This is a genomic window from Streptomyces sp. CMB-StM0423, assembly GCF_002847285.1.
In the GTDB taxonomy this organism is placed as follows: Bacteria; Actinomycetota; Actinomycetes; order Streptomycetales; family Streptomycetaceae; genus Streptomyces.
This window is the reverse complement of record NZ_CP025407.1, coordinates 6146631-6170585: the sequence shown is the minus strand read 5'-3', so window position 1 is coordinate 6170585 and position 23955 is coordinate 6146631. Positions and strand designations below refer to the sequence as shown.

Annotated in this window: 21 protein-coding genes; 15 read left to right on the top strand and 6 right to left on the bottom strand. The window is 75.1% G+C overall.

Annotation, left to right across the window (positions count from 1 at the left end; translation table 11 throughout):
* Window positions 1-322 precede the first annotated feature (322 nt).
* Window positions 323-1546: a hypothetical protein gene (locus CXR04_RS26810; protein WP_234380521.1), complete on the top strand. Its 1224-nt coding sequence runs from the start codon at window positions 323-325 to the stop codon at window positions 1544-1546.
* A gap of 45 nt (window positions 1547-1591) precedes the next feature.
* Here the strand turns inward: CXR04_RS26810 and CXR04_RS26805 are convergent, their stop codons facing one another.
* Window positions 1592-2455 carry a MaoC/PaaZ C-terminal domain-containing protein gene (locus CXR04_RS26805; RefSeq protein WP_101424809.1) on the bottom strand — a complete coding sequence of 288 codons (864 nt, stop codon included), beginning with the start codon at window positions 2453-2455 and terminating at the stop codon, window positions 1592-1594.
* Between the two features lie 409 nt (window positions 2456-2864).
* Between CXR04_RS26805 and CXR04_RS26800 the strand changes: the two genes are divergently transcribed.
* Window positions 2865-4055, top strand: a complete 1191-nt coding sequence (locus CXR04_RS26800; protein WP_101424808.1) for a CapA family protein — start codon at window positions 2865-2867, stop codon at window positions 4053-4055.
* Between the two features lie 99 nt (window positions 4056-4154).
* Here the strand turns inward: CXR04_RS26800 and CXR04_RS26795 are convergent, their stop codons facing one another.
* Window positions 4155-5600 (bottom strand): MFS transporter, encoded by a 1446-nt coding sequence (locus tag CXR04_RS26795; RefSeq protein ID WP_101424807.1) that lies wholly within the window; start codon window positions 5598-5600, stop codon window positions 4155-4157.
* A gap of 162 nt (window positions 5601-5762) precedes the next feature.
* Between CXR04_RS26795 and CXR04_RS26790 the strand changes: the two genes are divergently transcribed.
* The 3 genes from CXR04_RS26790 (at window position 5763) to CXR04_RS26780 (ending at window position 8508) form a co-directional block, all read left to right on the top strand.
* Window positions 5763-6443 (top strand): class I SAM-dependent methyltransferase, encoded by a 681-nt coding sequence (locus CXR04_RS26790; protein ID WP_101424806.1) that lies wholly within the window; start codon window positions 5763-5765, stop codon window positions 6441-6443.
* A gap of 30 nt (window positions 6444-6473) precedes the next feature.
* Entirely contained in the window at window positions 6474-7391 is a 918-nt protein-coding gene (locus tag CXR04_RS26785) for an N-acetylmuramoyl-L-alanine amidase (protein WP_101424805.1), read from the top strand.
* A gap of 175 nt (window positions 7392-7566) precedes the next feature.
* Window positions 7567-8508 (top strand): hypothetical protein, encoded by a 942-nt coding sequence (locus CXR04_RS26780; RefSeq protein WP_234380520.1) that lies wholly within the window; start codon window positions 7567-7569, stop codon window positions 8506-8508.
* A 122-nt stretch (window positions 8509-8630) separates the two neighbouring features.
* Here CXR04_RS26780 and CXR04_RS26775 read toward each other — a convergent pair whose 3' ends face one another.
* Both CXR04_RS26775 and CXR04_RS26770 read right to left on the bottom strand, forming a co-directional pair.
* Entirely contained in the window at window positions 8631-9425 is a 795-nt protein-coding gene (locus CXR04_RS26775; RefSeq protein ID WP_101424803.1) for a maleylpyruvate isomerase N-terminal domain-containing protein, read from the bottom strand.
* A gap of 115 nt (window positions 9426-9540) precedes the next feature.
* Window positions 9541-10161: a TetR family transcriptional regulator gene (locus CXR04_RS26770; protein WP_101424802.1), complete on the bottom strand. Its 621-nt coding sequence runs from the start codon at window positions 10159-10161 to the stop codon at window positions 9541-9543.
* A 160-nt stretch (window positions 10162-10321) separates the two neighbouring features.
* Between CXR04_RS26770 and CXR04_RS26765 the strand changes: the two genes are divergently transcribed.
* From CXR04_RS26765 to CXR04_RS26725, 9 genes are all read left to right on the top strand, one after another.
* Window positions 10322-11671, top strand: coding sequence for a glycosyltransferase family 4 protein (locus CXR04_RS26765; RefSeq protein WP_101424801.1), 1350 nt, complete (start codon window positions 10322-10324; stop codon window positions 11669-11671).
* Entirely contained in the window at window positions 11665-12390 is a 726-nt protein-coding gene (locus CXR04_RS26760; protein ID WP_101424800.1) for a class I SAM-dependent methyltransferase, read from the top strand. Before CXR04_RS26765 ends, CXR04_RS26760 begins: the two co-directional genes overlap by 7 nt.
* A complete protein-coding gene (locus tag CXR04_RS26755) occupies window positions 12387-13457 on the top strand; it encodes a prenyltransferase (RefSeq protein WP_101424799.1) in 1071 nt (356 codons plus the stop codon). The genes CXR04_RS26760 and CXR04_RS26755 overlap by 4 nt, the downstream gene beginning before the upstream one ends.
* A 424-nt stretch (window positions 13458-13881) precedes the next feature.
* Window positions 13882-15213, top strand: coding sequence for a prenyltransferase/squalene oxidase repeat-containing protein (locus CXR04_RS26750; protein ID WP_101424798.1), 1332 nt, complete (start codon window positions 13882-13884; stop codon window positions 15211-15213).
* The gene (locus tag CXR04_RS26745; RefSeq protein ID WP_101424797.1) at window positions 15210-15932 is read left to right on the top strand and encodes an SCO2322 family protein; all 723 of its coding nucleotides are present in this window, start codon (window positions 15210-15212) and stop codon (window positions 15930-15932) included. The genes CXR04_RS26750 and CXR04_RS26745 overlap by 4 nt, the downstream gene beginning before the upstream one ends.
* On the top strand, window positions 15929-17146 hold the full coding sequence (locus tag CXR04_RS26740) for a CbiQ family ECF transporter T component (protein ID WP_101424796.1): 1218 nt from the start codon (window positions 15929-15931) through the stop codon (window positions 17144-17146). The genes CXR04_RS26745 and CXR04_RS26740 overlap by 4 nt, the downstream gene beginning before the upstream one ends.
* Complete coding sequence (locus CXR04_RS26735) at window positions 17143-18813, top strand: ABC transporter ATP-binding protein (protein WP_101424795.1); 1671 nt, start codon at window positions 17143-17145, stop codon at window positions 18811-18813. The genes CXR04_RS26740 and CXR04_RS26735 overlap by 4 nt, the downstream gene beginning before the upstream one ends.
* Window positions 18810-19745: an ECF transporter S component gene (locus CXR04_RS26730; protein WP_234380519.1), complete on the top strand. Its 936-nt coding sequence runs from the start codon at window positions 18810-18812 to the stop codon at window positions 19743-19745. The genes CXR04_RS26735 and CXR04_RS26730 overlap by 4 nt, the downstream gene beginning before the upstream one ends.
* 38 nt (window positions 19746-19783) lie before the next feature.
* Window positions 19784-21313, top strand: coding sequence for a UDP-N-acetylglucosamine 1-carboxyvinyltransferase (locus CXR04_RS26725; protein WP_101424794.1), 1530 nt, complete (start codon window positions 19784-19786; stop codon window positions 21311-21313).
* A gap of 19 nt (window positions 21314-21332) precedes the next feature.
* Here CXR04_RS26725 and CXR04_RS26720 read toward each other — a convergent pair whose 3' ends face one another.
* A complete protein-coding gene (locus CXR04_RS26720) occupies window positions 21333-22175 on the bottom strand; it encodes an AraC family transcriptional regulator (RefSeq protein ID WP_101424793.1) in 843 nt (280 codons plus the stop codon).
* 66 nt (window positions 22176-22241) lie between these two features.
* Here CXR04_RS26720 and CXR04_RS26715 point away from each other — a divergent pair, with 66 nt between their 5' ends.
* Window positions 22242-22652 (top strand): DUF2000 domain-containing protein, encoded by a 411-nt coding sequence (locus tag CXR04_RS26715; RefSeq protein WP_101424792.1) that lies wholly within the window; start codon window positions 22242-22244, stop codon window positions 22650-22652.
* Here CXR04_RS26715 and CXR04_RS26710 read toward each other — a convergent pair.
* Window positions 22638-23861 carry a hypothetical protein gene (locus CXR04_RS26710; protein ID WP_442802409.1) on the bottom strand — a complete coding sequence of 408 codons (1224 nt, stop codon included), beginning with the start codon at window positions 23859-23861 and terminating at the stop codon, window positions 22638-22640. The genes CXR04_RS26715 and CXR04_RS26710 overlap by 15 nt on opposite strands.
* Window positions 23862-23955 lie beyond the last annotated feature (94 nt).

Genomic DNA, 23955 nt, shown 5'->3' with positions numbered 1-23955 from the left:
GATTCCTTCAGGGACGACGGGGACGGCGGGCGTGCCCGCCCCGGCGACCGCGGCGGCGGATGCGGCGGCGGACGCGGCGCGGGCGCCGGATGCGGTACCGGGTCCGGACGCGGCGCCCGCGGGTACGGAGACGGGGGCGCCGGCCGCCGAGGCACCGGCGGACCCGGGACCACCGACGCCTGCGGGAGCACCAACTCCTGTGGCAGCGTCCGCCGTTGGGGGGGAACCCGGAGCCGCGGGCCCGGCACCCCGGCCCGGGACGGGGCCCGCCGCGGACGCCGGGGTCGCCGCCCCGGGCGGGACGGGAAAGGCCGCCGCCGCGATGGTCGCGGTCACCGCGACGACGCCCCCGGGCCCCCCGGGACGCCACGCCGCCCCGCCCACCGCCGCTTCCCCGGCCGCCGCCCCCGGCCGTCCCGTCGGCCGGGCCGGATTCACCCTCACCGCTGACGGCACGTACGGCGCCTGCCTCGCCACCGACGCCGACGGCAACTGGTTCCCCGAACGGTGGACCCTGCACGGCCCCGAGGCGTACACCGTCCCCCTCCCGTGCGCGCAGCCGGAGGAGCCGGGGACCACGGTCCTGCCGCTGGCCGACGGCCGCGTGCTGATCCGCCGGCTCGTCGGCGGCACCGACCACACCTTCTCCCTGCTGCACCCCTCCGGGCCCGACACCACCGAGCAGACCCTCGGCTCGGTGACCGCGCCCCGGCTCGCGCTCGTGCCGCCCGCACCGGAGAGCGCCGAGGTGTACGCGCTGGCGCCCCCGGAGCCCGGCGGCGAGACCACCGCCGTGTGGCGGGTGTACGGGGGCGGGTTCGCCGGCGCCGGCACGGCGCACCCGGAGCGGGTCGGCGAACTACCGGGCCGGTGCGCGGGCCGCGGCTGGCTGGACCGTACGGGCCGGGCGCTGGCCGTCGACCAGGAACTGGACGGCCGGACGAAGGCCGTGACCGTCGGGCTGCACGACGGCGTGGAGGTCAGCCCGCTGCTGCAGCTCACCGCGGAGAGCAACGACCGGCTGCTGCTCGCCGACCCCGACAGCGGGCTGCTGCTCCTGTGCTCCGACGCCCCCGGCCGCGACCGGCTGGGGTGGGGGGTGCTGGGCAGCGGGCGCCCGGTGCGGTTCCCGGACGCGCTGTGCCCGCGGGACACGGCGGTGACGCCGTTCGCGATGCAACCGGGGCAGGTGCTGACGCCGGAGCAGTGCGGGGTGGCGCTGCGGCTGGAAGGACCGGGCGGCTGCCGGCTCGGGGTGTGGCGGCCGGCGGCGCGGCGGCTGGTCCAACTGCCGCCGCTGCCGGGGTGGATCACCGGCAGCGGGCTGTGGACGCAGTGGGGCGAGCTGCGGCTGCCGTACGCGACCCCGGCCCACCCCTGCGGGCTGGCCCGTCTGGCGGTCCCCGACCCGTCGGCGGCCGAGTTGCTGAACGCACCGCCCTTGAGCGACCCGCCCCCCGACTCCGTACCGGACGAGACCGCCGAGCCGCCCCCCGAGGAGGACACCCCCACCCGCCCCGTCCCCCTCCGCCACGCCAAGCTCTGAAGTCCCTGCCCCGCCCCGGCGGCGCACCGCCGGGGCGGGGGCCGGTCAGTCGTGCTCGATGAGTGCGTCCGCGAGTACGGGGGACTCGTCCCGCTCCACGGCGCTCGCGGTCAGCCGGATCCGGCCGCCGCCCTCCGGCCACAGCCGGATCCGCAGCGTCTCCCCCGGGTACACCACCCCCGCGAAGCGCGTCGCGTATGACCGCACCCGCCCGGGGTCGCCGGCCAGGACCGTGTCCACCGCCGCCTTCAGCGCCATGCCGTACGAGCACAGCCCGTGCAGGATCGGCCGGTCGAAGCCGGCGAGGGCGGCGAACTCCGGGTCGGCGTGCAGCGGGTTCCAGTCGCCGGACAGGCGGTAGAGCAGCGCCTGGTCCTCGCGGATGCCGCGGTCGACGACGTGCGCCGGCGGGCCCTCGGGGTCGGGCAGGCGCGGCGACGGGCCGCGGTCGCCGCCGAAGCCGCCTTCGCCGCGGACGTAGAGCTGGGTGTCGGAGGTCCACAGCGGGCCGTCCGCGTCGGCCGCCTCGGTGCGCAGCACCAGCACGGCGGCCTTGCCCTTGTCGTACACGGCGGCGATGCGCGAGGTGCGGGTCGCCTCGCCTGCGGGCGGCAGCGGGCGGTGCAGTCCGATGCGCTGGGCACCGTGGAGTACGGCGGTGAGGTCGACGTCGATGCCGGGGGCGTCGAGCCCCGCGCCCTCGCCGGCCACGCCGCCGTCGCCGGCGACGGTGACGAAGCCGGGCAGCACGCGCAGCCGGTCCTCCAGGACGTAGCGCAGCTCGGCCGGGTCGGTGGCGGGTCGTCCCGCGCCGATGCCGAGGTGGTAGAGGAGAACGTCCTTGCGGGTCCAGGCGATCCTGGTCTCGCGGGGTGCGCCGGCGAGGGCCCGGGCGGCGTCGATGGGCATGGTGGCGCTGGCTCCTTGGCCGACCGCGGGCGCGCCCGCGGCCCGAGGTGTCGAAGTCGAAAGGGGCCGCGGGCCCGGCGCAGCCGTGGGGACGGGGGTGCGTGGTACGTGGACACTGCGGCCGAGAGCACGGGAAGACCCCGGCGTGCCGTCCGCACCAGTCGGCACGCCGGGGTCGCTCTCGGGGCGCGGCCGGAACGTGCAACAAGAACACGTTCTCGCCGCCGGATATATGTATAACGCAGTCCCCCGCGGTTGGGAAGACCGTAAAGCCCCTTTACTCATACTCCGTCAGCATTCGAGCACGCGGGCAGTCGGCGACGCATACGCGCGATCCCGGGCCGCCGTTCAGGGGACAGCCCCGGCAAGGCTTCTTGTATGCCTTATCCCGCTCCTGTGCATTCGACACATGCGCGGATATAAAACGACTAGTACTACCGCTACGACGCTGGTGGTCAGCGCCGCCCTGCTCGCCGCCGCCACCGCCTGTGCCCACGGGCCCGCCGGCACCACGTCCGACGACGGCAAGGCCCCCGGCAAGGAGGCGCGGGCGCCCTTCACCCTCGTCGCCACGGGCGACATCCTCCCGCACGACTCGGTGATCCAGCAGGCGAACCGCGACGCGGGCGGCAAAGGCCACGACTTCCGCCCGATGCTCGACGGCGTGAAGCCCGTCATCTCCGCCGCCGACCTGGCGATCTGCCACATGGAGACCGTCTACGGACCGGCCGGCGGCCCGTACACCGGCTACCCCGTCTTCGTCTCCCCGCCGCAACTCGCCGCCGCGGCCAGGGACACCGGCTACGACTCCTGCTCCACCGCCTCCAACCACACCCTCGACGCCGGCTCCCAGGGCATCGGCCGCACCCTCGACGCCCTCGACGCCGCCGGCGTCGCCCACACCGGCTCCGCCCGCACCCCCGCCGAGGCGCAGCGGCCCGCGCTGCTGGAGGCGGGGGGCGCGACGGTGGCCCAACTCGCCTACACGTACGGCACGAACGGCACCGAGCCGCCGCAGGACCAGCCGTGGGCGGTCAACGTCACCGACCCCGAGCGGATCGTCTCGGACGCGCGCCGGGCCCGCCGGGCGGGCGCCGACATCGTCGTGGTCAGCCTGCACTGGGGCACCGAGTGGCAGGACGCGCCGGACGCCACGCAGCGGCAGCTCGCCCGCGAGCTGACCGGCTCGCGCTCGGCCGGGGCGCCGGACGTCGATCTGATCCTCGGCACGCACGCGCACGTGCCGCAGGCGTACGAGAAGGTCAACGGCACCTGGGTGGTCTACGGCATGGGCGACCAGATCGCCGGCCGCATGATCAACAACGCCGGCGCCCGCGACCCGCGCGGCAACCAGGGCACCATCGCCCGCTTCACCTTCTCCCCGCCCGCGCCGGACAGCGCGCGCTGGCGGGTGACCAAGGCGGAGTACCTGCCGCAGTTCATGGACCACGACCGCGCGGGCCCGCCGCGGGTCGTCGACCTCGACGCCGAACTCGCCGACGGCGACGCCCCGGAGCGCTACCAGCGCGTACGCGACCGCATCAGCGACGTCGTCCTCAGCCGCGGCGCGGGCGCGGACGGGCTGACCACACCCCGCTGACCCCCTGGCAGCTCACCCGGAGCCGCACCCGGCGGCACGCCCCGTATCAGCAGCCGGCAACCCCGCCCGGCAGCGCCACCCGCACACCCCCCGCCCCGCTCACGCCTTCGCCGGCCCCGGCACGGCGGCCGGGCGGGGCAGGGCTATGAGCATCAGCGCCGCGCAGCCCAGCAGGATCCCGACCCCCGTCTGGAACGCCAGCGAGTACCCAGAAGCCAGCGCATCGGGCCCGGACCCGCCGCCGATGCGCGTGGCGGCCACCGTCGACAGCACCGCGAGACCCAGCGAACCGCCCATCGTCCGCGACGTGTTCATCACCCCCGACACCACGCCCGCGTCGCCCGCGGGCGCCCCCGAGGTCGCCAGGTGGGCCAGCGGCGTGGCCATGAAGCCCACCCCGGCCATCATCAGGATCCCGGGCCCGGCGATGTCCGTGACGTACGTGCCGCCCGCGTCCGCCGTGCTCTGCCACAGATAGCCGCCGGCCGCCATCAGCACGCCCGCGATCGCCAGCGCCTTCGCGCCCGTACGGGCCAGCACCCGCGGCGCCAGCTTCGACGCGGCCACGATCGTCAGCGAGTGCGGCACGAAGGCGAAGCCGGCCTCGAGCGGCGTGTAGCCGAGGACGTTCTGCATGTAGAGCGACAGGAAGTACCAGGACGAGAACATCGCCGCGCCGGTCACGAACATCGCCGTGTTGGCCGCCGACACCGACCGCAGCCGGAACAGCCCCAGCGGCATCAGCGGCGCCCGCGTCCTGGCCTCCACCAGCAGGAACGTCCCGACCAGCGCCAGCCCGCCGCAGAGCGGCAGCAGCACCGCGGCCGCCGTCCACCCGTGGCTCTCGGTCTGCACGATCCCGTACGACACGGCGCCGATCCCGGCGGTGACCAGGACCGCGCCCGGGATGTCGAGCCGCCGCCGCGGCCCGCCGCGGCTCTCCGCCAGCCACAGGGCCGCGCAGGTGAGGACCGCGGCGCCGACCGGCACGTTGATCAGCAGCACCCAGCGCCACGACAGCGCGTCCGTCAGCACCCCGCCGACGAGCGAGCCGGCCGCCCCGCCGCCCGCGCCGGCCGCCGTCCACGTCCCGATCGCGCGCACCCGCACCGGGCCCTCGGGCACGGACGAGGTGAGCAGCGTGAGCGTCGAGGGCGCCAGCACCGCGGCGCCGACGCCCTGCACGGCCCGCGCGACGAGCAGTTGCCACGGCTCCTGCGCGAGGCCCCCGGCGAGGCTGGCGGCGGTGAAGACCGCGAGGCCGACGAGGAAGACGCGCTTGCGGCCGAAGATGTCCCCGGCCCGGCCGCCGAGCAGCATGAGACCGGCGAAGGCCAGCGTGTACAGGTTCACCACCCACTGGAGCCCCGACGCGCTCATCCCGAGGTCCTCGCGCATGGACGGCAGCGCGACATTGACGACGGAGACGTCGAGCACGACGAGGAACTGGCCCGCGCACGCCGTGAGCACGACGGCCCACAGCGGTGCGGCGGCACGGCGCCCGGCGGCCTCGGGCAGCCGGGTACCGGGTGGTGACTGGCGCATCCCGCCATATTCGCACCAGCCTCCGACACCGCGCACGGGCATATCGGTGTACGGACCATGCGACCGGGGTCCTACGCCCATGCGGCAGGATTCGGGCGGGTACGCGGCACCGGTGGCGCCGCGCAGGACACGTCGCCCACCGACCGAGGAAAGGCACCGCCGATGGAGCTGCCCCCGCCCGCCCCCGCTCTGCAGTCCCCGCCCGCCCCCGCCCTGCTGGCCGCGTTCGAGGCCGCCCCCGGCTTCATGCCCCGTGACGAGGGCCTGGTGCTCCACGCCGCCGCCGCCGAGGCCGCCGGCCTCGGGCTCCCCCTGCTGGAGGTCGGCACATACTGCGGCCGCTCCACGATCCTGCTCGCCGACGCCGCCCGCGGGGCCGCCCGCCCCGGCGTCGTCGCCGTCACCGTCGACCACCACCGCGGCAGCGAGGAGCAGCAGCCCGGCTGGGAGTACCACGACCCCGCGCTCGTCGACACCGCGACGGGTCTGACGGACACGCTGCCGACGTTCCGCCGCACGCTGTACGCAGCCGGCCTCGAAGACCACGTCGTCGCGGTCGTCGGCCGGTCGCCGCGGGTCGCCGCGCTCTGGAACCGGCCGCTGGGGCTGGTCTTCGTCGACGGCGGCCACACCGACGAGCACGCCACCGCCGACTACGAGGGCTGGGCCCCGCACATCGCGCCGGGCGGGCTGCTGGCCGTGCACGACGTGTTCGCCGACCCGGCCGAGGGCGGCCAGGCACCGTACCGTATCTACCGGCGCGCGCTGGACTCCGGGGCGTTCACGGAGACCGCCGCCCACCGGAGCCTCAGGGTCCTGCGCCGTACCGGCACCGGAATTTGACCGTCGGATTCTTCTGCTACGGTCGCACGGATGTCCAGCCAGAACCGGCGACCCATCCGCGCCTATCTTCTGCTTGCACCCGTGGCACCGCTGGCCTTCGCCGGCGTACTGGTGTGGCAGTCGGTGGACGGCGACGGTTCCGCTGCGAACGGGCGGGAACCCGGCGGGGCTCCGTCGGCGTCCTCCTCCCCGACCCGGCCCACCGCCGAGGATCCCGAGGATTCGAACAACTCGAAGAATGCGAAGGATGCGAAGGACCCGGAGGTGGGCGAGAAGCCGCTGGCCGGAAAGGTGATCGTGCTGGACCCCGGGCACAACCCGAACAACCGCGAGCACGCTGCCGAAATCAACCGCCAAGTCGACATAGGCGCCGTGCGCAAGGAGTGCGACACCACCGGCACCGCCACCAACGGCGGTTATGCCGAGGCCGACTTCACCCTGGACGTGGCCAGGCGCGCCCGCACCCTGCTGCGCGCGCAAGGCGCGGAGGTGCGGCTCACGCAGGACGGCAAGCGGGAGTTCGGGCCGTGCATCGACGAGCGCGCCGAGGCCGGCAACAAGGCCGGGGCCGACGCGGTCGTCTCGATCCACGCCGACGGCGGCGGGCCGGGTTCGCGCGGGTTCCACGTGATCCTGCCGGGCGAGGTGCACGAGGGAAAGGCGGACACCACCGCCATCGTGAAGCCCTCGCGGAAGCTGGGCAAAGAGTTGAAGTCACACTTCGCGGAGGAAACCGGAAGTAAGCCCTCCAATTACGTGGGCAACGACACAGGTTTCACGGTACGCACCGATCTGGGCGGACTGAACCTCTCGACTGTGCCCAAAGTCTTCATCGAATGCGGCAACATGCGGGACGCTAAGGACGCCGACCGGCTGACGGACGCCGCATGGCGGCAGCGGGCGGCGCACGGAATCACGAACGGCATCGGGGCTTTCCTGGCAGGGTAGGCGCAAGCCGTCGACAGACCAGGAAATGCACACCGGGGGAACAAGGGGGACTCGTGGCCAGGGGGCCCGATGTGGCCAAACTGCGGACCCGTACGATGGGGCCTCATTTCACGCTCCGCAGCGTGGGGATCTGCACCAGCAACAGCGACAACGACCAATACGTAAGGGACATTTCGTGAACATCCGCTCACTCACTCGGGGCGACGGCGTAGTGATCGGAGCAGCGCTGCTGCTGATTATCGCCTCGTTCCTCGACAGCATCTCGGTGGACTGCCCCACGGGCGCCGACTGCGGGAGCCTGGAGGTGCCCAACGGCTGGGACTCCGACCAGTTCCCGCTGCTGCCCGCGGTCTTCCTGACCGGCATCATCGCCGCGGCGCTCATCGCCGTCGGCCGGATGCGCGGCGACGACAAGCAGCTCGCCGGGCTCACGCTGAACCAGTGGGGCACCGCGCTGGCGGCCGCCGCCCTCTTCAGCTCGCTGTTCACCCTCTTCGGCGGCGCGCGCAGCATGGCCAACGACGCCACCGGTGAAGACGTGTTCGGCATGGGCATCGGCCTGATCCTCGCGCTCATCGCGAACCTCGCGCTGACCGCGGGCGCGGTCCTCAGCCACACCCTCCCGGCGTTCAAGGCGAACCTGCTCAGCAGCCCGGGCGCCCCGGCGCCCGCCGCCCCGTACGGCGGCGGCCAGCCGCAGCCCGGTTACGGCTACCCCGGCGGCGGCCAGCCCGGCCCCGGTGGCCCGCAGCCCGGCGGCCCGCAGGGCGGCGCCCCGTTCGGCGGCGGTCAGCAGGCTCCGTTCGGCGGCGGTCCCGGCGCGGGTGGCCCGCAGCCGGGCGGCCCGCAGGCCGGTGCCCCGGCCGGTGCCCGGCCGCCGCAGGCGCAGGCCGCGCCGCAGCCGGCGGCCGGCGGCTCGTTCGCGCCGTTCTGGTTCGCGGTGCCGGCGGCCCGGCCGCTGTTCGCCGAGGACGGCTCGTCGGCGCAGATCGCCGAGCTGACCCCGGGCATCTGGTACCTGGCGGTGGACCAGCGCGGTGCCGCGCTGGTCGCGCAGACCCAGGACGGCCGCCGCGGCGTGCTGCAGGACACCACGGGTATCCAGCGCGGCGCCTGACGCCCGCGCCTGGCACCTCATCCGACGGCCCCCGCCCGACACTTCGGGCGGGGGCCGTCGCATGCGCGCGTACGCCCCGGCCCGTACGGTACGTCCCGGCCCGTACGGGTGCGCCCCCGCGCTCACCCCCAGGCCGTCGCCGCCAGCCACGTGTCCAGCACCCCCGCCTCGCCCAGCACCTCCACCCGGCCGCTGTCCGGCGGCAGCCGCCGGTAGAACACCCGCAGCACGTCCGCCAGCGGCCCGCGCAGCGCCACCGCCGCCTTCGCGTGCTCCCGGCGCCAGCGGAACCCGTCGGGCCCCAGCTCGACGAGCCACTCCGCGGCTGCCTCCGGGGGCGTGTCGGTGGCGTGCAAGTGAATGCCGGAGCCCGCGAGTTCCGGGGCGTACAGCGGCTCCAGGTCCGGGTCGCCGCCGCGCTGCGCGAACTCCAGGATCTCCAGCCACTCGTCGATCGCGTCGGCCGCCACGTCCGCGTCGACCGCGAACCCCACCCCCGCCGCCCCGTCCGCGTCCGCCCGGTGCACCACCGTCTCGTGCGCCATCCGCCGCGCCCAGAATGCGGCGCGCTGTTCCTCCGCCCAGCTCCACACCCCGGCGTCCGCACCCGCCGCGCGCAGCTCCGCGGCGAGCAGGTCCGCGCCCTCGGCCAGCCAGCCGTCGAGCGCGGCGGCGGTGCGCGGCTCGGGTCCCGTGTAGCCGGGCACCGTCTCCTCGGCCAGTTCTTCCGTGGCGCGGGTCCTGACGAGTTCGGCCGCCCAGCGGTGCGAGCCGCCGACGTGCACGGCGAGTTCGCCCAGGTCCCAGTCGGGGCAGGTGGGTACGCGGGTGGCGAGGTCGGCGCCGCGGACGGTGCGGCGCAGCAGGTCGGTCTGCACACCGACTTCGGCGCAGTAGCGCTCGTACGGAAGTCTCATACCAGCGCACTCTACGGGCGCGCCCAGGCCGGACCCGCGCCCCGCCACCTGCGCCTCCGTGGACATCGGCCGCGCCTCTACGGGCGCCGGCCGTGCCCCCGCACGTACGAGCCGTCTAGCCGCGCTGCCGCGGGCCGTCGCCCTGCGCGTCGACCAGCCGGCAGACCGTCTCGATGTCGGTCCGCACCTGCGCGCTCGACGCGCGCCCCGACAGCCAGGTGATGAGCGCCGCGTGCCACGTGTGCTCGATCACCCGCGCCACCGACAACTGCTCCGGCGAGGGACGGCCCTCGGCGCCCATCGCGTCCAGGATGATCGCCGACGTCAGCCGGGAGGCGACCTCGACCTCCGGGCTCACCGACCGGTCGGCGAAGATCAGCGCGCGCACCATCGCGTCCGCGAGCTGCGGCTCGCGCTGGAGCGCGCGGAAGGCGCGCAGCAGCGTCTGCGCCACCCGGGCGCCGGGCTCGGCGGCGGTCGGCGGGCGCTTGCGCAGCGTCTCGTGCAACTGCCGCAACTGGTCCTGGAGGGTGGCGACGAGCAGGTGGACCTTGGACGGGAAGTACCGGTACAGCGTGCCGAGCGCGACGCCCGCCTGCTCCGCGACCTCGCGCATCTGCACCGCGTCGAACCCGCCGCGGCCGGCCAGCTCCGCGGTGGCCTGGAGGATGCGGCGGCGGCGCGCCTCCTGCCGCTCGGTGAGCTGCGCCGTGCCCGCCCTCGATGTTGTCGTCATGTGTCCCGATCTGTGCCGTGCTCCCCCGACGGCAGATCCGGCGGGCAGGTCTCGCTACCAACCGGTAGATTCGATGCCGCCGAACGTCTGCCTGAAACTTGTTCTAGATTAGCGCGAGCGGTTACGCTCCGGCGAAACTGCAGTGAGAAGGGGGCCGTACGTGACCGCCGAGGTGCCACTGCGCATCGCCCTGCTCAGCTACAAGGGCAACCCCTACTGCGGCGGACAGGGCGTCTACGTCCGCCACCTCTCCCGCGAGCTGGCCCGCCTCGGCCACCGGGTCGAGGTGATCGGCGCCCAGCCCTACCCCGTGCTCGACCCCGGCGTCACCCTGACGGAGCTGCCCAGCCTCGACCTCTACCGGCAGCCCGACCCGTTCCGTACCCCCGCGCGCGGCGAGTACCGCGACTGGATCGACCTGCTCGAAGTCGGCACGATGTGGACCGGCGGCTTCCCCGAGCCGCTGACCTTCAGCCTCCGCGCCCGCCGCCATCTGGCCGCCCGCCGCGGCGACTTCGACGTCGTCCACGACAACCAGACCCTCGGCTACGGCCTCCTCGGCGGCACCCGCGCCCTCGGCGCCCCGCTCGTGACCACCGTGCACCACCCGATCACCGTCGACCGGGACCTGGAGCTGGCCGCCGCGCCCGACTGGCGGCGGCGCTACTCGGTGCGCCGCTGGTACGGGTTCACGCGGATGCAGCGCCGCGTCGCCCGCCGGCTGCCCGCGGTGCTGACGGTCTCCGGCTCGTCGCGTACGCAGATCACCGCCCAGCTCGGGGTGCGCCCCGAGCGGGTGCACGTGGTGCCGATCGGCGCGGACACCGAGCTGTTCACGCCCGACCCTGCGGTGCCGCGGGTGCCGGGCCGGATCGTCACGACGGCGAGCGCGGACGTGCCGCTGAAGGGTCTCGTGCACCTCGTCGAGGCGCTGGCGAAGGTCCGTACGGAGCAGCCGGACGCGCACGTGGTCGTGGTCGGCAAGCGGGCGGAGGACGGGCCGGTCGCGCAGGCCGTCGAGCGCTTCGGGCTCGGCGGGGCGATCAGGTTCGTCACCGGCATCAGCGACGAGGAGCTGGTCGGCCTGCTGCGCAGCGCGCAGGTCGCGTGCGTGCCTTCGCTGTACGAGGGCTTCTCGCTGCCGGCCGCCGAGGCGATGGCGACGGGCACGCCCCTGGTCGCCACGACGGGCGGGGCGATCCCGGAGGTGGCGGGCCCGGACAACGGGACGAGCCTGGCGGTTCCCCCGGGAGACGCCGGCGCCCTGGCCACCGCCCTCACCCGCCTGCTCGCAGACGCCCCGCTGCGGGCCCGCCTGGGCACGGCGGGCCGCGAACGGGTGCTGGCCCGCTTCACGTGGACCCAGGCGGCGAAGCAGACCGCGGAACGCTACCGGGAAACGATCGCGGCGTACCCGGCGACGGCCGCCCGCGCCATCGCGCATTCCTCTCCCCCGCCCCACCCCGCCCCCGTACGCCTCCCGCCCACCCCTCCGGAGGAGATTTGCTGACCGTCGACTTCACCCGCTTTCCTCTCGCCCCCGGCGACCGCGTGCTCGACCTCGGCTGCGGCGCCGGGCGGCACGCCTTCGAGTGCTACCGGCGCGGCGCCCGCGTCGTCGCCCTCGACCGCGACGGCGCCGAGATCCGCGAAGTCGCCCGCTGGTTCGCGGCGATGAAGGAGGCGGGCGAGGCCCCGGCGGGTGCCACCGCCACCGCCGTCGAGGGCGACGCCCTCGCGCTGCCGTTCCCCGACGACAGCTTCGACGTCGTCATCGTCTCCGAGGTGATGGAGCACATCCACGACGACAAGGGCGTGCTCGCCGAGATGGTGCGCGTGCTGCGCCCCGGCGGCCGGATCGCGGTCACGGTCCCGCGCTACGGGCCGGAGAAGGTCTGCTGGGCGCTCTCGGACGCGTACCACGAGGTCGAGGGCGGCCACATCCGCATCTACAAGGCGGACGAACTGGTCGGCAGGATCCGCGAGTCGGGCCTCAAGCCCTACGGCCTGCACCACGCGCACGCGCTGCACTCGCCGTACTGGTGGATCAAGTGCGCCGTCGGCGTCGACAACGACAAGTCGCCCGCCGTCCGCGCGTACCACAAGCTGCTGGTCTGGGACATCATGAAGAAGCCGCTCGCGACCCGCCTCGCCGAGCGGCTGCTCGATCCGGTCATGGGCAAGAGCGTCGTCGTCTACGCGACCAAGCCCCACGAGGGCGGCCGGTGACCGGTTCCGAGCGCACCGAGCACCTGGTCCTGCCCGGCGTGCTGGACGCCGCCGAGGTGGCGCAGACCGTCGCCGGGATCGCCGCGGTGCAGCGGGACGACGGGGCGATCCCGTGGTTCCGCGGGCACCACCTCGACCCGTGGGACCACACCGAGGCGGCGATGGCCCTGGACGCCGCGGGCGAGCACGCGCGCGCGGAGGCGGCGTACGAGTGGCTGCGCGGGCACCAGCTCGCGGACGGCTCCTGGTACGCGGCCTACGCGGACGGGGACGCGGCCCGGCCGACCGACCGCGGCCGGGAGACCAACTTCTGCGCGTACCCCGCGGTCGGCGTCTGGCACCACTATCTGGCCACCGGGGACGAGGCGTTCCTGCGCCGGATGTGGCCGGTGGTGCAGGGGGCGGTGGGGTTCGTGCTGGGGCTCCAGCAGCCGGGCGGCCAGGTGGGCTGGAAGCGGGCGCCGGCGGACGGCGAGGTGCTCACCGACGCCCTGCTGACCGGCTCCTCCTCCGTGCACCACGCGCTGCGCTGCGCGCTGGCCGCCGCCGAGCGGCTCGGCGAGCAGCAGCCCGGCTGGGAGCTGGCACTCGGCCGGCTCGGGCACGCGATCCGGCGGCACCCGGAGCGGTTCCTCGACAAGGACCGCTTCTCGATGGACTGGTACTACCCGGTGCTCGGCGGCGCGGTCACCGGCCCCGCGGCCGCCGCGCGCATCGAGCGCGAGTGGGACCGCTTCGTCGTCCCCGGGCTCGGCGTGCGCTGCGTCAGCGACCGGCCGTGGGTGACCGGCGGCGAGAGCGCGGAGCTGGTGCTCGCGCTGTGGGCGGCGGGCGACGGCGACCGCGCGCTGGAGGTGCTGCGCTGGCTGAAGCACCTGCGGGCGGAGGACGGCATGTACTGGACGGGGTACGTCTTCGAGGACGACGCGATCTGGCCCGCGGAGCGCACGTCGTGGACGGCGGGGGCGCTGCTGCTCGCGCTGGCGGCGGTCGGCGGCGAGGAGGCGACGGGCGCGGTGTTCGGCGGGTCGGGCCTGCCGCGGGGGCTGGATCCGGACTGCTGCTGAAGGGTACGGGCGGCGCGGTCCGGGCCCGAACTCCGGTCCGTACGAGCCCCGAAGGCCCCCGTCCGTACGGGACCCCCACCGCAACCGCCCTCGTCAGCCGCCCCCGGCCGGGACCGGCGCTGACCTCCGCGGGTACGGGGCGGTAAGGTGAGCGGCGACAACTTCAACCGTGCCCCGCAGGGGAAGCCGGTGCGAACCCGGCGCTGACCCGCAACCGTGAGTGCGGCCGCCATGGCCGTGCGAGCCGGAGCACCCGCGGGGCGCGGCAGGCTCAAAGGGGCCCCGCCCGGTACCGATGCCGGCCCGGGCCCCGTCCGTCGCGGTATGCGGAGCTGAGCCCGGCACCCCCGGCGCGCGCCGAGCGCGGACGGGCGGCCGCGGCCGGCTGTGCCGGCCGCCCCGTCCCGAAAGGCCCCCGCCCCGCATGGCTCCGATAGGCCGGACCGCCACCGCCCGCGGCACGCGCGCCGCACTCGCCGCCGCAGTGCTGCTGCCCCTGACCGTCGCCGGCCCGGCGACGGCGGCCTCGGCCGCCACCGCGCCGCAGGCGGCACCGCAGGTCGCCGCGCAGGGCATACCCGCGCAGGCCGTACCCGCACAGAAGAAGCTGCCCGAGGGCCTCTACGGCACCGCGGACCCCGAGTTCGACGGCGTCTGGCGGCAGTCCCTGGCCCTCCTCGCCCAGCGCTCGCAGCAGTTGCGCCCGGCGCCGGCCGCGGTCGCCTTCCTCACCGGGCAGCAGTGCGCGGACGGCGGCTTCGCCGCGTACCGCGCGGATGTCGCCAAGCCCTGCGACGAGGCGGCCGAGGACACCAACGCCACGGCCGCCGCGGTGCAGGCGCTGAGCGCGCTGGGCAAGGAGCGCAAGGCCGTGGACAGGGGCGTGGCCTGGCTGAAGGAGATCCAGAACGAGGACGGCGGCTGGGGCTTCAACCCCGGCGGCCCGACGGACGCCAACTCGACCGCGGTCGTGGTCGGCGCGCTCGCCGCGGTCGGCGAGGAGCCGGAGAAGACGACGGCGGGCGGCGGCAGCCCGTACGACGCGCTGGCGGCGCTGCAGCTCGGCTGCGACGCGAAGAAGACGGAGCGGGGAGCGTACGCGTACCAGCCGGAGGACGACGGCGCGCTGTTCCCCAACGACTACGCGACCGCGTCTGCCGTGCTCGCGGGCACCGGCAACGGCCTCGGTGCCGGCATGGCGCAGGGGGACGCCGGCGGCGGCAAGGACGAGCCGGCCGAGGCGGGCGCCTGCGCGGAGGACCCGTCCCCCGCGGAGGCGGCGGACGCGGGTGCCGCGTACCTGGCGCAGAAGCTCGCGGCCGGCGACGGGCACCTCCCGATGACGACCGGCGAGGGCCCCGACCACAACGCGACCGCCGTCGCCGCGCTGGCGCTGGCCGCGGGCGGCCACCGCAGCGCGGCGCGCGAGCCGTACGGCTGGCTGGAGCGCGACAAGAGCACCCTGGCCTGGTCGAAGGAGAACCCGGCGGCCCTGGCCACCCTCATCCTCGCCGCGGACGCGGTGGACGCCGACCCGAGCGCCTTCGCGGACGGTACGGACCTCGTGGCGAACCTCAACGCCACCGGCCCGCAGCCGACGGCCGAGAAGCCGGCGACGGACCCGGCGGCATCGGAGGAGTCGTCGGACGACGACGGCGGCCCGGGCGTGGTGGTCTGGTCGCTGCTGGCGGTGGGCCTGGCGGCGGGTGCGGGCATCGGCCTGCTGGCGAGCGCCCGCAGAAAGAAGCGCGCATGACCGGCGGCGGGCAACCGCGCCGCGGGCGGCGGGCGATACCTCGGGCGGTACGGCGGGCGCTCGTCGCCGCGGCGGGAGGTGCCCTGCTGGTGCTCGGGGCGGGTGCGCCCGGGGCGCAGGCCGCGGAGGGGTACCGGTACTGGTCCTTCTGGGACCGGGACGGGGACTCCTGGGTCTACGCCACCAAGGGCCCCGGCATCGAGCGGCCCGCGGACGGGGACGTGCACGGCGTGCGGTTCGCCGTCAGCGAGGAGTCCGGCGGTGGCCCGCGCCCCCGCGGGGCCGCCGGCTTCGACGCCGTCTGCGGCGACACCCCGCCGGATGACGGCCGCAAACGCGTCGCCCTCGTCCTGGACTTCGGCACCGCCGCGCACGCCCCCGGCGGCCGGACCCCGCCCCCGGCCCGTACGGAGTGCGCCTCGGTCGCCGAGGACGCCACCCTCGGCGACGCGCTGGCCGCCGTCGCGGAGCCGCTGCGCTACGACTCCAACGGCCTGCTCTGCGCCATCGACGGCTACCCGCGCAGCGGCTGCGCCGAGCCGGCGTCGGCCGGCGAGGGCGTCGGCGAGGCACGCGACAGGGTCGACGTCTCCGCCGTCCCGGCGGACGAGGCCGGCGACGGCGACTCCGGCCCGTCCACCGGCACGGTCGGCGGCCTCGTCATGGTCGCGGTCCTCGCCGGCCTCACGGTCTGGCAGTTGCGCCGCCGCCGCACATGACACCCGAGGCCCCCCACCGCCCCGGCTCCCCGCGCACCGCCGCGGGGCGGCGTGCGCCCGCGAAGGCCGCGCGCGGGGGCGGCGTCCTCCGGCCGCCCCTCGCCGACCGTGCCAACGCCCTGCACGCCGGGGCCTGGTGGCTCTGGGCGCTCGGGCTCGCCACCGCCGCCTCCCGCACCACCAACCCCCTCCTCCTCGCCCTCCTCGTCGCCGTCGCCGGCTACGTCGTCGCCGCCCGCCGCACCGACGCGCCGTGGGCCCGCTCCTACGCCCTCTTCCTCAAGCTCGGCCTCCTCGTCATCGCCGTCCGGCTCCTCTTCGCCACCTTCCTCGGCTCGCCGATCCCCGGCACCCGCACCCTCTTCACCCTCCCCGAAGTCCCCCTCCCCGAGTGGGCGCAGGGGGTGCGCCTCGGCGGCCGGGTCACCGCCGAGCAACTGACGTTCGCCTTCTACGACGGCATGAAGCTGGCCACCCTCCTCATCTGCGTCGGCGCCGCCAACGCCCTCGCCAACCCCGCCCGCCTGCTGAAGTCCCTGCCCGCCGCGCTGTACGAACTCGGCGTCGCCGTCGTCGTCGCGATGACCTTCGCCCCGCACTTCGTCGCCGACGTCGCCCGGCTGCGCCGGGCCCGCCGGCTGCGCGGCCGCGACGACCGCGGGCTGCGGGCCCTCGTCCAGGTCGGACTGCCGGTGCTGGAGGGTGCGTTGGAGCGTTCGGTGGCGCTGGCCGCGGCGATGGACGCCCGCGGATACGGCCGTACGGCCCGGCTCCCCCGCGCGGTGAGGATCACCACCGCCGCACTCACCCTCGGCGGGCTCCTCGGCGTCTGCGCCGGCACCTACGGGCTGCTCGCCGCCTCCGGCGCCGGCTACGGCCTGCCCGTACTGGCGCTCGGCGCCGCCGCCGCGGCCTGCGGGCTGTGGCTCGGCGGGCGCCGCGCGGTGCGCAGCCGCTACCGGCCCGACCGCTTCGGCCCGCGCGCCTGGCTGGTCGCCGCCTCCGGCGCGGCCGTCGGCGGCCTGATGATCTACGCCAACTCCTACGCCCCCGACGCCCTGCACCCCACCGTCGTACCCCTGACCGCGCCCGAACTGCCGCTGTGGCCGGCCGCGAGCTGTCTGCTCGGCCTGCTGCCGGCGCTCGTCGCGCCCGTACCGCCGCGGCCGCACGAACCACGCGCCCCGAGAACCACCGAGGAGACCGCCCAGTGATCCGTTTCGAGGACGTGTCCGTCGTCTACGACGGCGCCGCGAAGCCCGCGATCCGGGGCGTGGACCTCACCGTCCCCGAGGGCGAACTCGCCCTGCTCGTCGGCCCCTCCGGAGTCGGCAAGTCGACGCTGCTGAACGCCGTCTGCGGGCTCGTGCCGCACTTCACCGGCGGCACCCTGCGCGGCCGCGTCACCGTCGACGGCCGCGACACCCGTACGCACCCGCCGCGCGAACTGGCCGACGTCGTCGGCACGGTGGGCCAGGACCCGCTGGCGCACTTCGTCACGGACACGGTCGAGGACGAACTCGCCTACGGCATGGAGTCCCTGGGCCTGCCGCGCGACACGATGCGGCGGCGGGTGGAGGAGACGCTCGACCTGCTGGGCCTCACCGAACTGCGGGACCGCCCGATCGCCTCGCTCTCCGGCGGCCAGCAGCAGCGGGTGGCGATCGGCTCGGTGCTGACGCCGCACCCGCGGGTGCTGGTCCTGGACGAGCCGACGTCGGCGCTTGATCCGGCGGCGGCGGAGGAGGTGCTGGCGGTGCTCCAGCGGCTGGTGCACGACCTGGGGACCACGGTGCTGCTGGCGGAGCACCGGCTGGAGCGGGTGGTGCAGTACGCGGACCAGGTCATCGTCCTGCCGTCCCCGGGCGCGGCACCGGAGGCGGGCGCGCCGGCGGAGATGATGGCCGTCTCGCCGGTACGGCCGCCGGTGGTCGCGCTGGGTCGGCTGGCGGGCTGGTCGCCGCTGCCGCTGACGGTACGGGACGCGCGCCGGCGCGCGGCGCCGCTGCGGGAGCGGCTGGCGGGGCTGACGCCGGGCGGCGCCGAGACCGGACCGGGCGAACGGGCCGCCGGGCGGGGCGCCGTGCCCGCGGCCGGGCCCGCCGCCGTCGCCGAGCGGCTCAGCGTGCGCCGCGGGCGGACGGAGGTGCTGCGGGGGGTGTCGCTGTCCGTCGCCGCGGGCGAGACCGTCGCCGTCATGGGGCGCAACGGCGCGGGGAAGTCCACGCTGCTGGCCGGTTTCGTCGGCATGCACCGGCCGGCCGCCGGCTCCGTACGGCTCGGGGACCTCGTCCCGCACCGCACCCGCCCCGCCGAACTCCTGCGGCACGCCGGGCTCGTACCGCAGGATCCGCGGGATCTGCTGTACGCGGACACCGTCGCGGCGGAGTGCGCCGCCGCCGACGGCGACGCGGGGGCCGCGGCCGGCACCTGCCGGGCCCTGGTCGCCGAACTGCTGCCCGGCGTACCCGACGAGGCGCACCCCCGCGACCTGTCGGAGGGCCAGCGGCTCGCGCTCGCCCTGGCCGTGATCCTCACCGCCCGCCCCCGGCTGCTGCTGCTCGACGAGCCGACCCGCGGGCTGGACTACGCCGCGAAGGCCCGGCTCGTCGGCGTGCTGCGCGGACTCGCCGCGGCGGGCCACGCGATCGTGCTGGCGACGCACGACGTGGAGCTGGCCGCGGAACTGGCGCACCGGGTGGTGATCCTGGCGGACGGCGAGGTGGTCGCGGACGGGCCGACGGCGGAGGTCGTCGTCGCCTCGCCGTCGTTCGCACCGCAGGTGGCGAAGATCCTGAGCCCCGCGGGCAGCGACACGGCGGCGGGGACGACGTGGCTGACGGTCACCCAGGTCCGGCACGCCCTGGAGGCGGCGGCATGACCGCGGACGACCCCGGAACCGCACCCGGGACACCGGGCGGCGATGCGTACGTGAAGCGCCCGGACACCCCGGACGCGCCCGACTCCGCCGGAAGCCCCCCGGCCGCCGTCCCCGCCCGCACCCCCCGCCTCCGCGTCGTCCGCCTCGGTCCCGTCTCCGCCGCCGCCCTGCTGCTCGTCTCCGTCATCGGCGTCGCCGCCTTCGGCTGGCCGCTGCTCGCCGGACCCGACTCCGGCCTCGCCCACTCCGGCGACGCACCCTGGCTCTTCGCCGCCCTTCTGCCGCTCCTCGTCGCCGTGGTCGGCGCGACCATCGCCGACTCCGGGCTCGACGCCAAGGCCGTGGCGATGCTCGGCGTCCTCGCCGCGGTGGGCGCCGCGCTGCGACCCCTCGGGGCCGGGACGGCGGGGATCGAGCCGATGTTCTTCCTCATGGTGCTCTCCGGGCGGGTGCTGGGCCCGGGCTTCGGGTTCGTGCTCGGGGCCGTGACGATGTTCGCGTCCGCCCTGCTCACGGGCGGGGTCGGGCCCTGGATGCCGTTCCAGATGCTCGCCATGGGCTGGGTCGCGATGGGCGCCGGGCTGCTGCCGGGGGCGGAGCGGCTGCGGGGGCGCGCGGAGTTGTGGCTGCTTGCCTCGTATGGAGCAATCGCTTCAATTCTTTACGGCACAGTCATGAACCTCCAGGGGTGGCCGTATCTGAGCGGTATGTCTACGGGCGTGTCGTTCGTCGCGGGCGATCCGCTGCCGGAGAACCTGGCCCGTTTCGCCGCGTACTGCCACGCCACATCGCTGGGTTGGGATCTGCCGCGCGCGGTGGTGACGGCGGTGTGCACGCTGACCCTCGGCCGGGTCGTGCTCGCCGCGCTGCGCCGCGCCACCCGAAAGGCCGCATTCGGCACTCCGGTGACATTCGAGACGCGAACCCCCTGAATGCGCGGGCATCTCATATGTGAGATAGCGTCCAAGTCATGGCAGATGACTACCTCGTGCGCATCGGCAGGCTCATCCGTGACGCCCGGCAGCACCGCGGATGGTCGCAGAGTCAGCTCGCCGCCGCGCTGGGCACCAGTCAGAGCGCCGTCAACCGGATCGAGCGCGGCAACCAGAACATCAGCCTGGAGATGATCGCCCGCATCGGCGAGGCACTGGACAGCGAGATCGTCGCCCTGGGCACCGCGGGCCCGATGCATCTGCGGGTCAGCGGCGGCCGCCGGCTGTCCGGCGCGATCGACGTGAAGACCAGCAAGAACGCCTGCGTCGCGCTGCTCTGCGCCACGCTGCTGAACTCCGGGCGCACGGTGCTGCGCCGGGTGGCGCGGATCGAGGAGGTCTTCCGCATCCTGGAGGTGCTGAACAGCATCGGGGTGCGGACCCGCTGGATCAACGACGGCGCCGACCTGGAGGTCGTACCGCCCGCCGAACTCGACCTGGACTCCATGGACAACGCGGCGGCGCGCCGCACCCGCAGCGTGATCATGTTCCTCGGCCCGCTGCTGCACCGGGTGGAGCGCTTCAAACTCCCGTACGCGGGCGGCTGCGACCTCGGCACCAGGACCGTACAGCCGCACATGGCCGTGCTGCGCCGCTTCGGCCTGGACGTGACGGCCACCGAGGGCGTCTACCACTGCGAGGTCGTCTCGGACGTCGGGCCCGACCGGGCGATCGTGCTGACCGAGCGCGGCGACACCGTGACCGAGAACGCGCTGCTGGCCGCCGCCCGGCACGACGGCGTGACCGAGATCCGCAACGCCAGCTCCAACTACATGGTCCAGGACCTGTGCTTCTTCCTGGAGCACCTGGGCGTGCGCGTGGACGGCGTGGGCTCGACCACGCTGCGCGTGCACGGCGTGCCGTACATCGACCGGGACGTCGACTTCTCCCCGTCCGAGGACCCGGTGGAGGCGATGAGCCTGCTGGCGGCGGCGGTCGTCACGTCGTCGGAGCTGACGGTGCGGCGGGCGCCGGTGGAGTTCCTGGAGATCGAGCTGTCGGTGCTGGAGGAGATGGGCCTCGACCTCGACCGCACCCCGGAGTACGCCGCCGACAACGGCCGTACGCGGCTGGTGGATCTGACCGTACGCCCGTCGAAGCTCCAGGCGCCGATCGACAAGATCCACCCGATGCCGTTCCCCGGCGTCAACATCGACAACGTGCCGTTCTTCGCGGCCATCGCCGCCTCCGCGCAGGGCTCGACCCTCATCCACGACTGGGTCTACGACAACCGCGCCATCTACCTCACGGAACTGACCCGCCTGGGCGCCGGCGTCAAACTCCTCGACCCGCACCGCGTGCTGGTCGAGGGCCCCACGCGGTGGCGCGAGACGGAGATGATGTGCCCGCCGGCGCTGCGCCCCGCGGTGGTGGTGCTGCTGGGCATGATGGCGGCGGAGGGCACGTCGGTGCTCCGCAACGTCTATGTCATCAACCGGGGTTACGAGTCCCTGGCCGACCGCCTCAACTCGGTGGGCGCCCGCATCGAAACCTTCCGCGACATCTGACGCCCCTCCCCCGGGCGCGCTACCGCCGTACGGCGTGGGTGAATTCGCCCGGGGTGATGCCGTAGGTGCGGACGAACCAGCGGTGCAGGTGGCTCTGGTCCGCGAAGCCCGACGCCGCCGCGGCCCCGGCCGCGCTCTCCCCCGCCGTCAGCCGGTGGCGGGCGTCGCGCAGGCGGAGGAGGCGCTGGAGGTCGCTGGGGGGCATGCCGTATTCCGTCTGGAACGCCCGGTACAGCGCGTAGCGGCTGCAGCCCGCCGCCGCGGCCAGCTCCGCCGCCGGGATCTCCTCCGCGAACCGTTCCCGCAGCACCGCCCGCGCCCGCCTGGCGGCGGCGGACTGCGGGCCGCCGGGGCGCAGCGGGCGGGCGCGCGGCGGGGCCGTAGAGGCGCGGTTGACCATCGCCGTCACGGCGGCGGTGAGCCGTTCGTCGCGTACCAGCGGGCCCGCGTCCTCCGTGAGCGCCGCGTGCAGCCGCAGCAGCGCGCGCCACAGCGGCGGGTCGCGGTGCACGGGGTCGGCGAAGAGCGGGAGGGCGACGGCGCCGTCAGGAGCGCCGGCGTCGGCGAGGACGTCCCGTACGACGTCGGGGCCGATGTGCACCATCCGGTACGTGAACCCCAGCTCGGCCGCCGACTCGCCGTCGTGCGGGTCGTCAGGGTTGAAGGCCATGACGAGGCCCGCGGCGGAGGTGTGCGAGCCGCCGCGGCAGACGAAGCGCTGGGCGCCGGTCTCGGTGAGGCCGAAGGAGTAGGCGTCGTGGCTGTGGCGGTGGAAGACGTGCTCCTCGAAGTGGGCGCGCATGGCCTCCACCGGCCGCTGCGCGTCCCGCCAGTAGGAGACCCAGTCGCTCACGCCTTCCATGGTGCCGCACCGCGGTGCCGCACCAGCGTTCAAGACCGCCGCCGCCCGCGGGGGCAGGCTGGCGGCATGCGCTTCGAGACCAAGATCACCGTGGTCGTACGGCACGACCTGGCCGCCTGGCAGCGGCTGAACGTCACCGCCTTCCTGTGCAGCGGCGTCGCCCACGCCGCCGACGGCGTCATGGGCAAGCCGTACGAGGACGGCTCCGGCAACCGGTACCTGCCGATGTTCCGCGAGCCCGTCCTCGTCTTCGCCTCCGACGCCGCGGGCCTGACCCGTACCCACACCCGGGCCCTGTCCCGCGGTCTTGCCACCGCCGTCTACACCGACGAGCTGTTCGCCACCGGCAACGACGACGACAACCGCGCCGCCGTCCGCGACGTCGCCGCCGCCGACCTGACCCTCGCCGGCCTCGCGGTCTACGGGCCGAGGAACGCCGTCGACCGTACGGTCAAGGGCCTGTCACTCCACACCTGAGCCGCGCCTGCCCACCGCGCCCCAGCCGCCCGCCGGCGCCTGCCCCACCTCCAGGCCACGCAGCGCCCGCAGCGTCCGCGGGTCCTGTGCGTCGAGCCAGTCGGCGAGCTGCCGGAAGGACACGCACCGCACGTCCTCGCGGGGGCAGACCTCCCTGATGGTCTCCTCGACCGCGCGCATGTACGCGCCCTCGTGCCAGGTCTCGAAGTGGTTGCCGACGATGAGCGGCGCGCGGTTGCCCGTGTACGCGCGCTGGAAGCCGGCGAGCAGCCCGTCGCGCATCTGCGACTGGGCGTTGGCGGGGGTGGTGAGGGGGTTGACCTTGAAGTTGTAGTCCATGGTCAGCTCTTCGCGGTCGCTGCCGGGGTACGGCACGAGCTGCATCGACAGGTCCCACAGGCCGTCCTTCTTCGCCGGCCACACCTGCTCGGTCACCCCGCTCGTGTCGTACCGCCAGCCCAGTTCGCGGGCGGCGGCGCGGAGGTTGTCGGCCCCTTCGAGGCAGGGGGTGCGGGCGCCGGTCAGCTCCTTGTCGTAGTCGAAGGGCAGCGGCGCGGCGTCGCGCAGGCCGGTGTTCGTCTTCCACCGCTGCACGAACTGCTTGGCCTGCGCGATCTCGCTCTTCCACTCCTCCTTCGACCAGCTCGCGACGCCGGTGGGGCCGCAGAAGTGGCCGTTGAAGTGGGTGCCGATCTCGCTGCCGTCGAGCCAGGCGCCGCGGACCTGGTCGACGGTCTCCTCGATGTGCGCGTCGCTGAGCAGCCCGATGTCGGAGGCGCCGGGGGCGTGGCCGGGGGCCTCGTACTGGGAGCGCTTGGACTCGGGCAGGAGGTAGATGCCGGAGAGGAAGTACGTCATGGCGGCGTCGTACTTCCGCCCGACCTCCCGGAAGTGCTTGAAGAGGCCGTCGCCGATCTCGCCGGCGCCGTCCCAGGAGAAGACGACGAACTGCGGCGGCTTCTCGCCGGGGGCGAGCTTGCGCACCCGCGGCTGTGCGGGCTGCGCGCCGGTCCAGGCGGTGGAGCCGTCGCCGATGAGGCGTGCGCTCGGGCTCTTCTGCGTGACGCCGCCGGCGTCCGTACGCTCGCCGCCCTTCTCGCCCGCCTTGCCGCCGCCGTCTCCCGGCCCCGCCGTGCACCCGGCCGCCGCCACCGGCACCAGCACCGCCGCCGCGCACGCGCCGACCACCGCACGTCTCGCCCTGCCCATGGGTCACCTCTCTCCCGCGCCGATTCGCTGGAGTGATAACCCGAAAAACATACAAATACCGGATGCTCACCCGGATGCCCGAGCACGTACACCG